Below are 12,217 nucleotides of genomic sequence, written 5' to 3'. Positions count from 1 at the left end.
AGTCGAGCGGAGGTGGGACGTGCACGTCAGGCGCCTGCTGCTCGTCGTCCTCGTCCTCGCGGCCCTGCCGGCTCTCGCGGGGCCGGCCGCGGCGCACGACAAGGTCGTCGCGCAGAGCCCCGAGCGCGACGCCCGCCTCGTCGCCGCGCCGGACGCCGTCACGCTCCGGTTCGGCGGCACGCCCCTGCAGGTCGGGGCCACGGTGATGGTCGTGGACCCCGCGGGCCGTGACTGGGCGGCCGGGGAGCCGGTGGTGCGCGGCTCGGTCGTCACCCAGCGGCTCGACCCCGGCATGGGCGACGGGTGGTACCAGGCCCGGTGGCGGGTCGTGTCCGAGGACGGCTCACCGTTGAGCGAGTCGTTCGACTTCGCCGTCGGCGAGGTCGTGGGCGGGGCCAGGGTGGCCGTCGTCGCGTCAGGTGACGAGCCGGTCGAGGAGTCCGCGGACGACGCCGTCGCCTTCGTCGACGCGGCGCCCGTCGCGGCGGGCTCCGGCCCGGCGAGCTCCTGGCTGCTGCGCAACGGCCTGCTCGGCGCGCTCGCCGGACTGCTGGTCGCCGCCGCCCTCGGCGCGGCCGCCCGCTCCCGTTCCCGCCGCCCGGCCGACGGCCGGGCCTCGTCGTCAGCCTCCTGAGGAGCCCGTTCATGAACGTGCGTCGCCGCACGACCGCCCTGCTGCTCGCCCTCCCGCTCGTCCTCGCGACCGGCTGCGGGTCCTCGGACTCCGGCACGAGCGGCGGAGTGGCCGCAGCCGCGACGGGGGCCGTGGACGCCGCGGCGACGAGCCCGCTGGTGATGTCGGACGGCTGGGTCAAGGCGGCCGAGAGCGGGATGTCGGCCGGGTTCGGTGTGCTCCGCAACGACAGCGACGAGCAGGTCACCGTGACCGCCGCGACTTCTGACGTGTCCCCGGAGATCGAGCTGCACGAGACCGTCGAGGGCGCCGACGGCCAGATGATGATGCAGGAGAAGGCCGGCGGGTTCGTCATCCCGGCGCACTCGACCTACGCCCTGCAGCCGGGGGCGAGCCACCTCATGCTGATGAGCCTCAACGGCGCCCTGCAGGCCGGGGACGAGGTCGAGTTCACCCTGACGCTGTCCAACGGCAGCGACTACACCTTCACCGTGCCGGTCAAGGACTACCAGGGCGCCAACGAGCGCTACGTGCCCGGCGGCGAGATGGAGATGGGGGGCGGGCCCTCCACACCGGCGCCCACTGCGGCGACGTCGGGCGCCCCGATGGACATGGACGCGGAGTCCTGACCGCCCGTGGCACGAGCTGACGGCGGGGAAGAGCAGCCGCGGAGCGGGCTGAGCCGACGACAGGTCCTCCTCGGCGGCGCCGCCGCGGGCGTCGGCGCGGCGGTGTCCGTGGGCGGCAGCTACGCCCGGGCCGCGATCGGGGAGCCTCCGGCCCCGGCGGACCCCGCGGCGAACGGACGGCGCGTGGTGCCGTTCCACGGCGAGCACCAGGCCGGCGTGGAGATGAAACCGCAGGCGCACCAGTCGCTGGTCTCGCTCACCCTCGACGACGACGTCGATCGGGACGGCCTGCAGCGGCTGCTGCGCATCCTCACCGACGACGCCCACCGCGCGACCCAGGGGTTCTCCCCGCTCGCCGACTCCGAGCCAGAGCTCGCCGTGGTCCCGGCCGGCCTGACGGTGACCTTCGGCTTCGGGCCGCGCCTGGTCGAGCGCGCCCGTCCCAGGGGCGGCGCCCCGGCCTGGCTGCGGCCGCTGCCGCCCTTCGGCGTCGACCGGTTGGAGGAGCGGTGGAACGGCGGCGACCTGCTGCTGCAGATCGCGACCGACGACCCGGTCACGCTGAGCCACACCCAGCGCATGCTGCTCAAGGACGCGCGCAGCTTCGCGAAGGTCACGTGGGTGCAGACCGGCTTCCGGCGGGCGCACGCCTCGCAGATGCCGGGCACCACGATGCGCAACCTGCTCGGGCAGGTCGACGGCACGACCAACCCGGTCCCGGGCACGGCCGACTTCGCCGACCTCGTGTGGAACCGCGGCGAGCCGGAGTGGATGGCCGGCGGCACCAGCCTGGTGGTCCGCCGCATCGCGCTCGAGATGGACAAGTGGGACCGGCTCGACCGGAGCGGCCGGGAGGAGGCGGTGGGGCGCACCCTGCGTACCGGTGCGCCGCTCACGGGGGGTACCGAGCACGACGAGCCCGACTTCGAGGCGAAGACCACGATCGGCTTCCCCCGCATCGCGGAGTACGCCCACATCCGCCGAGCCCGCATGGACGACACCAGCCAGCGCATCTTCCGCCGCGGCTACAACTACGACCTCATGCCCGGCGACGCACTGGTCGAGCCGGGCTCGGTGTCGCAGCACGGGCTGATCTTCACCTCGTTCCAGCGCGACCCGGACCACCAGTTCGTGCCCATGCAGCGGCGCCTGGCCGAGCTGGACCTGCTCAACGAGTGGACGATCCCCATCGGGTCCGCCGTCTTCGCCATCCCGCCGGGGTGCGCGGACGGGGGCTTCATCGGCGAGACGATGTTCTGAGCGCGGGGCGCGACCTTCGCGATGCCAGGGGCACTTCCGCGGTGTCCTGCCACCGCGGAAGTGCCCCTGGCGCGGCGGAGGTCAGCACCGCCGGCCGGCTGCCGGCCCGGTCAGCGGAACCTGCGCAGCCGCAGGCTGTTCGACACCACGAACACCGAGCTGAGCGCCATGGCGGCGCCGGCCAGCAACGGGTTGAGCAGGCCGGCCGCAGCGAGCGGGAGCGCGGCGACGTTGTAGCCGAACGCCCAGAAGAGGTTGCCCTTGATGGTGCCGAGCGTCCGGCGCGCCAGCCGGATCGCGTCGGCGGCGGCCGTGAGGTCGCCGCGGACGAGGGTGACGTCGGAGGCCTCGATCGCGACATCGGTGCCGGTGCCCATCGCCAGGCCGAGGTCGGCGGCGGCGAGGGCGGCGGCGTCGTTGACCCCGTCACCGACCATGGCGACGACCTTGCCCTCGCCCTGCAGCCGGCGTACGACATCGACCTTGCCGGCCGGGAGCACCTGCGCGACGACGTCGTCCGCGGCGATCCCGACCTGCGCGGCCACCGCACGCGCGGCCGGCTCGTTGTCCCCGGTCAGCAGCACCGGCCGCAGCCCGAGCTCCCGCAGGCGCCGGACCGCCTCGGCGGACGTCGGCTTGACGGTGTCCGCGACGACCAGCGCGCCGCGCACGGCGCCGTCCCAGCCGACCCAGACCGTCGTACGCCCCTCCGCGGCGGCGGCGTCGGCCGCCCGGGCGAGGCCCTCGGGCGCGTGCTGGGACCACTCCTCCGCCAGCCAGGACCGACGGCCCACCACGACCGAGCGCCCCTCCACGAGGCCGGCCACGCCCAGGCCCTCGCTGCTCGCGAACCCGGTCACGGCGGACAACGCGTCGGCTCGCTCTCTGGCGGCGCCCGCGATCGCCCGGCCGACGGGGTGCTCCGAGGAGTCCTCGAGCGCGCCCGCCACCGCGAGCAGTTCGCCCGCATCCTGACCGGCGACCGGAAGGACCTCGACGAGGGCCATCCGGCCCTCGGTGACCGTCCCGGTCTTGTCGAGCACGACGGTGTCGACCCGGCGCGTGGACTCGAGCATCTCCGGGCCCTTGATGAGGATCCCGAGCTGGGCCCCGCGCCCGGTGCCGACCAGGAGCGCGGTCGGCGTGGCCAGCCCGAGGGCGCACGGGCAGGCGATGATGAGCACCGCGACGGCCGCCGTGAAGGCGGCCTCGGCCCCCTCGCCCCTGCCGAGCCAGAACCCCAGCGTGGCCAGCGCGAGGGTGATGACGACCGGGACGAACACGCCCGACACCCGGTCCGCGAGCCGCTGGGCCTGGGCCTTGCCGTTCTGCGCCTCCTCGACCAGGCGGGCCATCCGCGCCAGCTGCGTGTCGGCGCCGACCCGGGTGGCGCGTACGAGGAGCCGGCCGCCCGCGTTCACGGTGCCGCCGACGACCGCGTCGCCGGGGCCGACCTCGACCGGTACCGGCTCGCCGGTCAGCATCGAGGCGTCGACGGCCGACGTGCCCTCCACCACGACCCCGTCGGTCGCGAGCTTCTCGCCGGGGCGCACGATGAACTCGTCGCCCGTCGACAGCTGGTCGATCGGGGCCCGCAGCTCCACCCCGTCGCGCAGCACCGCGACGTCCTTGGCCCCGAGCTCGAGCAGAGCGCGAAGCGCGTCCCCGGAACGACGCTTCGCGCGAGCTTCGAAGTAGCGGCCGGCGAGGATGAAGACGGTGACGACCGAGGCGACCTCGAGGTAGATCTCGTCCCCGCGGTGCTCGCCGCCCGGCCACAGGTCGAACGGCATCCGCATCCCGGGAGCACCGGCGTCGCCGAGGAAGAGGGCGTAGAGCGACCAGCCGAGAGCGGCCAGCACGCCGACGGAGATCAGGGTGTCCATGGTGGCGGCGCCGTGGCGGAGGTTGACCCAGGCCGCGCGGTGGAAGGGCCACGCCCCCCAGGCCGCGACCGGTGCCGCGAGGGTCAGGGCGGCCCACTGCCAGTTGTCGAACTGCAGCGCGGGCACCATCGACAGCAGCAGGACCGGGAGGCTGAGCGCCGCCGTGGCCACCAGTCGGCGCCGGAGCAGGTCAACGGCCTCCGGCTCGGCGGCGGCGGCGGCCGCTGCGGCCGCTGCGGCCTCGGAGCTCCTCGGTGGCGGTGGCAGCTCGGCCGTGTAGCCGGTCTTCTCCACGGTGGCGACGAGGTCCTCGGGGCGCACCCCCTCGGCGTACGTGACCTTGGCCTTCTCCGTGGCGTAGTTGACCGAGGCGGTGACGCCGTCCATCCGGTTGAGCTTCTTCTCGATCCGGCTCGCGCACGAGGCGCAGGTCATGCCGCCGATGAGCAGCTCGACGCTCTGCTCGCGGGCGACCTGGGTGTCGGTCACGGTGTCTCCTGGGGTCGCTCGGTCGTCGATGCCCGGCCCAGGGCGGCGGGCGCCGGGCCTGCGAGCGCCTCGAGGTCGGCCCCCACGGTCTGGCGGGCCCCGGCCGACGGCCCCTCGGCCGGGACGAAGTCGGCGACGAGCCGGTACGTCCCGGCGTCCGCGAGCTCGACCAGCGCGGTCCAGCCGCCGCCGGCGCCCTGGACCGGCTCGAGGCGCTGCGGGTCGGCGAGGTCGTCGGTGAGCACGAGCACGCGCAGCGCCGCGCCGTCGTGCAGCTCGAAGGCGGACACCGGTGTGCCGTCGGGCCCGATGACGGAGAACTGGAGGGGGACCGTGGCCCCGGCCGGCACCGACCCCTTGGGCAGGGACAGGGCGTACCCGCCGGAGGTGCTGCCGGTGCCGGGTGCGCCGCCGTGGCCGTGCGCGGGGCTGGGGTCGGACGACGGCGTGGCCCCGGCTGCCGCCTCGCCGTCCTCGAGCACCGTGCCGGCGCCGTACGCGCCGGCGAAGGCGAGCGCGAGCACCGCCGCGAAGCCGCCGAGGCGAGCGCCCAGCGGCAGCTCCCGGCGGGGCGGGGTCACTGTGCAGCTCCCGTGAGCTCGTAGCCGGCCTCGTCGACCGCCTCGCGGACCGCCGGCTCGTCCAGGGGGGCGGACGAGGTGACGGTGACGACCGAGGCGCCCCCGGGGTTGAGGTCGACGGCGACGTCGGTGACCCCCCGCAGCCGGCTGATCTCCTCGGTCACCGCGCCCACGCAGTGGCCGCAGGTCATCCCGGTGACGGTGTAGGTGGTGGTGGTCATGTGCTGCTCCTCTGGTCGGTGCTCGGGTGGCGGGACGTGCGTGTCGCCGGGTCAGGACTTGACGAGGCGGGCGATGGCGGCGGACGCCTCCTTGACCTTCGCGTCCGCCTCGTCGCCCCCGTTCTGCAGCGCCGCGGCGACGCAGTGGTGCAGGTGCTCCTCGAGCAGGGACAGCGCGAACGACTCCAGCGCGCGGGTCGCAGCCGAGACCTGCGTCAGGACGTCGATGCAGTAGGTGTCGTTCTCCACCTGGCGCTGCAGCCCGCGGACCTGCCCCTCGATGCGGCGCAGTCGCTTGAGGTGCGCTTCCTTGTCCTCGGAGTAGCCGGGCGTGGCGTGGGCCGCTGTCGTCATCTCGTGCTCCTCGTCCCGTCGGCTGGGCCTCATACCGCCACTGTACCCCTACCCCCCAGGGGTATCAACTGCCGCTCGCCCGAGCCGGGCGCAGCCGGTGGGCACGCCTCCGTCGGCGATGCCCCGGCTGCCCCGCTCGCCCCTCCGAAGCAGCTCTTGCCCGACTCCGTCGCATGTGGCCGGCGCGGCCGCGGGTTTCGCTCGCTGTTCACCTTGTTGCAAGTAGCTCGCAGTTGCATCAAGAGGGCACGTAAGGGCATGGTGGGTGCCGGACCCGGGGCGGCCTGTCGCCCGGAGAGCTCTTGGCGCCCCGGGCTTCGGACTGCAGGCGAGGCGAGGGAGACGACGTGAGCGGGGCGACGGCCGTGCAGGGCACAGCGGCCGACTGGAGCGCAGAGCTGCTGCGCAGCTGGGACGAGCAGCAGCAGGGCTTCCTGCCCCGGCGCGAGGAGCGCTTCTCCGTGATGGCCGACGTCGTCGCGCGGCTCGCGGGGCCACAGGCCCGTGTCCTCGACCTCGGCGCCGGTCCGGGCTCCACCTCCGACCGGCTGCTGCGGGCGCTGCCCGGGGCCGCCTGCGTCGCGGTGGACGCCGACCCGGTGCTGCTCGCGATCGGCGCCGAAGCGTACGGCCCGGTGTGGGGGGAGCGGCTGCGCTTCGTCGACGCTGACCTGCGCGAGCCGGGGTGGGCCGGCTCGCTGCCCGTCATCGGGTTCGACGCGGTCGTCTCCACCACGGCCCTGCACTGGCTTGACCCCGGCTCGCTGCACGCGGTCTATGCCGCCGCTCACGGACTGCTGCGGCCCGGTGGCGTCCTGCTCAACGGCGACGGGATGCCGTACGCCCCCGCCGCCGGGACGCTCACCCGGGTCTCCGACGAGGCCTACGCGGCGGACTACGCCGAGTCGTTCGTGGAGGGCGGCGCGGGGGACTGGGACGGCTGGTGGGAGCAGGCGCTCGCCCGTCCCGAGCTCGCGGCCGCAGCGCGGGAGCGCGAGGCGCGCCGCGAGGCCGCCCGGAGCCGCTACGTCGCCCGCCCCGAGGGCTCGACGTCGTACGCCCTGCACCGCGCGGCCCTGCTCGACGCCGGCTTCGCCGAGGTCGACACGGTGTGGCAGTGGTACTCGGACCGGGTGCTGGTGGCGGTCAAGTCCTCGTGAGCCTCGCCGCCGAGCCGTCCGCGGCGGCGAGCGTGGCCGCGGGCGGCGACGTCCTGGGGCTGCGCCGGCTGCGCCGCCGGTTCGTCGCCTGGCTGGCCGGCCTGACCGCGCTGCTCGTCCTCACGCTGGTCGTCGGGGTCGGCGCGGGGGCGGTGGCCATCGGCCCGGGCACGGTGGCCTCGATCGTCGGCCACCACCTGCTCGGGCTGCCCGGCGAGCGCACCTGGTCCCTGTCGCAGGACGCGATCGTCTGGCAGGTCCGCTTCCCCCGCGTGCTGCTCGGTGCGCTGGTCGGCGCGGGGCTGGCGGTCTGCGGCGCGGCGATGCAGGCGATGGTGCGCAACATGCTCGCCGACCCGTACCTGCTCGGGGTGAACTCCGGGGCGTCGAGCGGTGCTGCCGGCGCGATCCTGTTCGGCTTCGGCGCCGGCCTCGGCGAGTACGCCCTGCAGGGCAGCGCCTTCCTGGGGGCCCTCGCCGCGTCCGCGCTGGTCTTCCTGGTGGCCCGCACGTCCGGCCGGGTGACCTCGGTGCGCCTGCTGCTGGCCGGCGTCGCCGTCGGCTACGCGCTCTATGCGCTCACCAGCTTCCTGATCTTCGCGTCCGACTCTGCGGAGGGGGCGCGGTCGGTCCTCTTCTGGCTGCTCGGCTCGCTCGGGCTCGCGACCTGGAACGGCCCCCTCGCCGTCGTGGCGGCGGTGGTCCTGCTGACCGTGGGGCTGCTGACGGTGTGGGGACGGCGGCTGGACGCGCTCGCTATCGGCGACGACACCGCTCTGTCGCTCGGCGTCTCGCCGGCGGCCTTCCGCACCCGGCTGCTGCTGCTGGTCTCGCTGTGCGTCGGCGTGCTCGTCGCCGCCTCGGGAAGCATCGGCTTCGTCGGGCTGGTCGTCCCGCACTTCGCCCGCCGCATCATCGGCGCCGCGCACGCCCGCGCCCTGCCGGTCGCGGCACTGCTGGGCGCGATCTTCCTCGTCTGGGCCGACATCGCCGCACGCGTCGTGCTGCAGCCGCAGGAGCTCCCCATCGGCATCGTCACCGCCCTCGTGGGCGCGCCCTTCCTCCTGATCCTCGTGCGCCGGCTGCACACGCCGGGCGTGTGAGCCCTGCACCTGACGTCGCACGAACGCGAACACCTGAAGGAGAACGATGAGCATCAGCCGCTCCCGGCGCTACCGTGCGGTGGCCGCCGTCCTGGCCGCCGGTGCCCTCACGCTGAGCGCGTGCGGCTCGGGCGACGAGGCAGCCGCCCCTGCCGCCGCGCCCGCTTCGGCGGCGGGGAGCCCGGCCGGCAGCGGGTCGTTCCCGCTCACGGTCGAGAACTGCGGCGAGGAGGTCACGTTCGAGAAGGCGCCGGAGCGAGTCGTGCTGCTCAAGAGCTCGCCGGTGCCCTACCTGCACGAGCTCGGCGTCATGAGCAAGGTCATCTCCCGCGCCGGCGCGTTCGCCCGCGACTACTACGACGACGCCACGTGGGCGGAGCTGGAGGACGTCCCGCTGCTCACGGACAAGATCGACGGCAGCGGACACCTGCAGATCTCCAAGGAGGCGGTCCTCGACCTCGAGCCCGACCTGGTCATGGGGTCGGTCGACAACCTCAGCCGGGAGACGCTCGCCGCCGTCGGCATCCCGCTGCTCGAGGAGCCCGCGCTCTGCCCCGAGCCGCCCACCGACCCCTCCTTCGCGTCCGTGGAGGAGCAGTTCCTGGTTTACGGCAAGGTGTTCGGCGTCGAGGACGTCGCCCGGCAGAAGGCCGACGCCTTCCGCGCGGAGGTCGAGCAGGCGACCTCGCAGACCCCGGCAGGGGAGCGTCGCACGGCCGCGGTGCTGTACCCGACGGTCGGCGGCGGCACGACGTACGCCTACGGGACGCGCAGCATGGCCCACCCGCAGCTGGAGGCGGCCGGCTTCGAGAACGTCTTCGCCGACACCGACGAGCGCGTCTTCGAGGTCACGCTCGAGGAGCTCATCGGCCGGGACCCCGACGTCCTGGTCCTGCTCTACTCCGAGGGCGACCCGGCCGCCGTCGAGAAGGCGGTCACCGACCTGCCGGGTGCCGGCAACCTCGCCGCGGTCCGGGACGGCAACGTCATGACGCAGCTGTTCAACTTCACCGAGCCGCCGTCGCCGCTGGCGCTCGACGGGCTGCGGGCGATCGTCGACCGCTTCGGCAGCGCCTCGTGATCTCCGCCGACGGGGTCTCCTTCGCGTACGGCCGCACGGAGGTCCTCGAGGGGGCCGGCCTGACGGCGAAGCCGGGGCAGGTGCTCGGCCTGATCGGGCCGAACGGCAGCGGCAAGACCACGCTGCTGCGCACCCTCTACGCCTCGTTGAAGCCGTCGCAGGGCACGGTCCTGCTGGACGGCACCGACCTGCGCAAGGTGCCCACGCGCGAGGCGGCGACCAAGCTCGCCGTCGTCGTCCAGGAGCACGGCGGGGACATGCCGCTCCTGGTCTCGGAGATGGTCATGCTGGGCCGGGCGCCGCACCTGTCGACCTTCCAGCGGGCCTCGGGCAGGGACACGGCCATCGTGGCCGACGCGCTGCACCGCGTCGGGGTGACGCACCTTGCCGACCGGCCGTTCGTCGGCCTCTCCGGCGGCGAGAAGCAGCGTGTGCTGCTCGCCCGAGCCCTGGCCCAGCAGGCCGAGCACCTGCTGCTCGACGAGCCCACCAACCACCTCGACATCCGCTACCAGCACGAGATCCTCGACCTGGTGCGCTCGCTCGGGATCACGGCGGTCGTCGTGCTGCACGACCTCAACCTCGCCGCCCGCTACTGCCACGAGCTCGTCCTGCTGAAGAAGGGGCGGGTCGTCGCCGCCGGCACCCCCGACGAGGTCCTCGTCCCGTCCGTCCTCGAGCCCGTCTACGAGGTGGAGGTACGCCGCCTCGACGTCGACGGCGAGCTCCACCTGCTCTTCCGGCCGCAGCACACGCTCTCCGTCCCCGCACTCCAGGAGATCGCATGACCAGCGCTTCGCACGTCCAGGACAACCTCAACGCCTACTGGAGCGGGCGGAGCGTCCCCTACGACGCCTATCAGCTGCGCCCCGAGCGCTACGAGGCCGACCGGAAGGCCTGGGCCGAGGCGTTCTGCGCGGCGCTGCCGGCGGCCCCCGCGGACGTGCTCGACCTCGGCACCGGCAGCGGCTACGTGTCGACGCTGCTGGCCGAGCTGGGCCACCGGGTCGTCGGGACCGACCTCGCCGAGGGCATGGTCGAGGTCGCGCGGGCGCACGCCGGGCGCATGGCGAGCCCGCCCCGGATCGAGCTCGGGGACGCCGTCGCCCCGGCGTACCCGGACGAGAGCTTCGACGCGATCACGAACCGGTACGTGATGTGGACCCTGCGCGAGCCGATGACCGCGCTCGCCAACTGGAAGCGCGTCCTGCGGCCCGGCGGCGTGCTCGCGGTCGTGGACGCCACGTGGTTCCCCGACGGGCTGGACGAGGGCACCCCGGAGTTCACCCTGCTCTACGACGAGACCGTCGCTGCCGCGCTGCGGCTCGCCACCTCGCGCTCCATCGAGGACACGGCCCTGCTCGTCAAGCAGGCCGGCTTCGAGGACGTCACCGTGACCCCGCTGGAGGCCATCTACGCGCTGGACTCGGCGCACGGGGTGGCGGACCACCACGAGCTGCAGATGCAGTACCTCGTCCGCGCCGTCCGGCCGTAGCCGTCGACCGGGGGGCAGGGACGGCGCTCAGCGGGCATCCCCGCCAGCGCCGGCTCCGAATACCGACAGCGCGCCCGCCGTCGCCCCGAGCAGCGGCGGCGGGCGCGCACCCGGGAGCCCGTGCGGTGGGGAGGCGGGCTCCCGGATGCCGACAGGTCAGGCGGCCGGGTGGCCCGACTGCTCCTGCAGCCGGGCCAGGTGCGCCGCGGTGGCCGCCACGGCCTCGGGGCACCGCACGGCGGGAAGGCGGTCAGGACGCGTTCGGGGTCACGACCGCGCGCCCTGCGACCTCGCCCGCCGCGAGCTTGCGGTACGCCTCGGCCGCCTCGTCGAGCGAGTACCTCGTGACCTGCGGCCGGAGCAGCCCGCGGGCGCCGAGGTCGAGCACCTCGACGAGCTCGGAGCGCGAGCCCCAGTAGATCGTCTGGATGCTGACCTCGTACGGCACGCCGAAGAACGAGACCGGCAGGCTGCCGCCGCCGATGCCGACGATCGTGAGGTCGCCGAGGGGACGCGCGACCTGGGCGCCGAGGGCGAGGGTCGCGTCGACGCCGACGCAGTCGAGCACGACGTCGGCGCCGAGCCCGCGGGTGAGCTCGCGGATCGTCCGCGCGGCGTCGGCGTCGGAGGCCACCGCGTGGTCCGCGCCGTGCCGCCGGGCGAGCTCGAGCGCCTCCGGCCGCCGGTCGACCGCGATGACGGTCGTGGCCGTGGTGGCCTTGAGGATCTGCACCGCCACGTGGCCCAGCCCGCCGACTCCGATGACGACGGCGAAGCTGCCCGGAGGGAGCTTGGGCCAGGACCGGCGCACGGCGTGATAGGGCGTGAGCCCGGCGTCGGTGAGAGGTGCGGCGGTGGCCGGCTCGAGCCCCTCGGGCAGCGGCACCAGGTGGCGGGCGTCGGGGACGAGCATCAGGTCGGCCATGCCGCCGTCGACACCGAGCCCGCCGCCACCGCCGGGCGCGGGGGACTGGAGGGCGTTCTCGCAGAGCGTCTCCATGCCCATCCGGCAGCGCGCGCAGGTGCCGCAGCCCCACGGGCCGTAGACCGCGACCGGCTGGCCGACCCGCACTCCCGTCACGCCGTCCCCGACGGCCTGCACCCAGCCGGCGTTCTCGTGGCCGAGGGTGAAGGGCGGGCTCCACGGGACCGTTCCCGCCTCGAAGTCGTGCATGAGGTGCAGGTCGGAGTGGCAGGCGCCGGCGCCACCCACTCGGACGACCACCTGGCCGGGGCCCGGGGCCGGGTCGGGGACCTCGACCAGCTCCGGCTCGGACTTCCACGCCATGAGGCGCAACGCACGCACGGGGGTCTCCTTCCGACG

The 12,217-nt window shown here is 74.6% G+C and carries 13 protein-coding genes; 8 read left to right on the top strand and 5 right to left on the bottom strand.

Features of this window, described 5'->3' with window-relative positions; all coding sequences use genetic code 11:
• Positions 1 to 19: 19 nt before the first annotated feature.
• The 3 genes from G9H72_RS03230 to G9H72_RS03220 are packed head-to-tail and all read left to right on the top strand — an operon-like array spanning position 20 to position 2,523.
• A complete protein-coding gene (locus G9H72_RS03230; RefSeq protein WP_166167205.1) occupies positions 20 to 634 on the top strand; it encodes a copper resistance CopC family protein in 615 nt (204 codons plus the stop codon).
• 11 nt (positions 635 to 645) lie between these two features.
• The gene (locus G9H72_RS03225) at positions 646 to 1,263 is read left to right on the top strand and encodes a copper chaperone PCu(A)C (protein WP_166167202.1); all 618 of its coding nucleotides are present in this window, start codon (positions 646 to 648) and stop codon (positions 1,261 to 1,263) included.
• A gap of 6 nt (positions 1,264 to 1,269) precedes the next feature.
• The gene (locus G9H72_RS03220) at positions 1,270 to 2,523 is read left to right on the top strand and encodes a Dyp-type peroxidase (RefSeq protein WP_331271930.1); all 1,254 of its coding nucleotides are present in this window, start codon (positions 1,270 to 1,272) and stop codon (positions 2,521 to 2,523) included.
• Between the two features lie 110 nt (positions 2,524 to 2,633).
• On the opposite strand, the gene G9H72_RS03215 is transcribed toward G9H72_RS03220, so the two are convergent.
• Genes G9H72_RS03215 through G9H72_RS03200 form a run of 4 tightly spaced genes read right to left on the bottom strand, consistent with a single transcriptional unit; the run spans position 2,634 to position 6,087 of the window.
• Positions 2,634 to 4,844 carry a heavy metal translocating P-type ATPase gene (locus tag G9H72_RS03215; RefSeq protein WP_166167805.1) on the bottom strand — a complete coding sequence of 737 codons (2,211 nt, stop codon included), beginning with the start codon at positions 4,842 to 4,844 and terminating at the stop codon, positions 2,634 to 2,636.
• A gap of 50 nt (positions 4,845 to 4,894) precedes the next feature.
• Positions 4,895 to 5,479 carry a hypothetical protein gene (locus G9H72_RS03210; protein ID WP_166167199.1) on the bottom strand — a complete coding sequence of 195 codons (585 nt, stop codon included), beginning with the start codon at positions 5,477 to 5,479 and terminating at the stop codon, positions 4,895 to 4,897.
• On the bottom strand, positions 5,476 to 5,700 hold the full coding sequence (locus G9H72_RS03205) for a heavy-metal-associated domain-containing protein (RefSeq protein ID WP_166167196.1): 225 nt from the start codon (positions 5,698 to 5,700) through the stop codon (positions 5,476 to 5,478). Before G9H72_RS03205 ends, G9H72_RS03210 begins: the two co-directional genes overlap by 4 nt.
• Positions 5,701 to 5,751: 51 nt before the next feature.
• A complete protein-coding gene (locus G9H72_RS03200; RefSeq protein ID WP_407939531.1) occupies positions 5,752 to 6,087 on the bottom strand; it encodes a metal-sensitive transcriptional regulator in 336 nt (111 codons plus the stop codon).
• Between the two features lie 314 nt (positions 6,088 to 6,401).
• Here G9H72_RS03200 and G9H72_RS03195 point away from each other — a divergent pair, with 314 nt between their 5' ends.
• From G9H72_RS03195 to G9H72_RS03175, 5 genes are read left to right on the top strand one after another with little or no spacing between them, the layout of a single operon-like run.
• Positions 6,402 to 7,214, top strand: a complete 813-nt coding sequence (locus G9H72_RS03195; protein WP_331271928.1) for a class I SAM-dependent methyltransferase — start codon at positions 6,402 to 6,404, stop codon at positions 7,212 to 7,214.
• Positions 7,211 to 8,317, top strand: coding sequence for a FecCD family ABC transporter permease (locus G9H72_RS03190; protein ID WP_166167194.1), 1,107 nt, complete (start codon positions 7,211 to 7,213; stop codon positions 8,315 to 8,317). The genes G9H72_RS03195 and G9H72_RS03190 overlap by 4 nt, the downstream gene beginning before the upstream one ends.
• 46 nt (positions 8,318 to 8,363) lie before the next feature.
• Positions 8,364 to 9,398 (top strand): ABC transporter substrate-binding protein, encoded by a 1,035-nt coding sequence (locus tag G9H72_RS03185; RefSeq protein WP_166167193.1) that lies wholly within the window; start codon positions 8,364 to 8,366, stop codon positions 9,396 to 9,398.
• Positions 9,395 to 10,186 carry an ABC transporter ATP-binding protein gene (locus G9H72_RS03180; RefSeq protein ID WP_166167191.1) on the top strand — a complete coding sequence of 264 codons (792 nt, stop codon included), beginning with the start codon at positions 9,395 to 9,397 and terminating at the stop codon, positions 10,184 to 10,186. Before G9H72_RS03185 ends, G9H72_RS03180 begins: the two co-directional genes overlap by 4 nt.
• On the top strand, positions 10,183 to 10,893 hold the full coding sequence (locus G9H72_RS03175) for a class I SAM-dependent methyltransferase (protein WP_166167189.1): 711 nt from the start codon (positions 10,183 to 10,185) through the stop codon (positions 10,891 to 10,893). Before G9H72_RS03180 ends, G9H72_RS03175 begins: the two co-directional genes overlap by 4 nt.
• A 250-nt stretch (positions 10,894 to 11,143) precedes the next feature.
• On the opposite strand, the gene G9H72_RS03170 is transcribed toward G9H72_RS03175, so the two are convergent.
• Complete coding sequence (locus G9H72_RS03170) at positions 11,144 to 12,199, bottom strand: NAD(P)-dependent alcohol dehydrogenase (protein WP_166167187.1); 1,056 nt, start codon at positions 12,197 to 12,199, stop codon at positions 11,144 to 11,146.
• Positions 12,200 to 12,217: the final 18 nt, after the last annotated feature.

It is taken from the genome of Motilibacter aurantiacus (assembly GCF_011250645.1).
Taxonomy (GTDB): Bacteria; Actinomycetota; Actinomycetes; order Motilibacterales; family Motilibacteraceae; genus Motilibacter_A; species Motilibacter_A aurantiacus.
The sequence above is the reverse complement of the archived record's forward strand: the minus strand, read 5'-3'. Positions and strand labels throughout refer to the sequence as shown.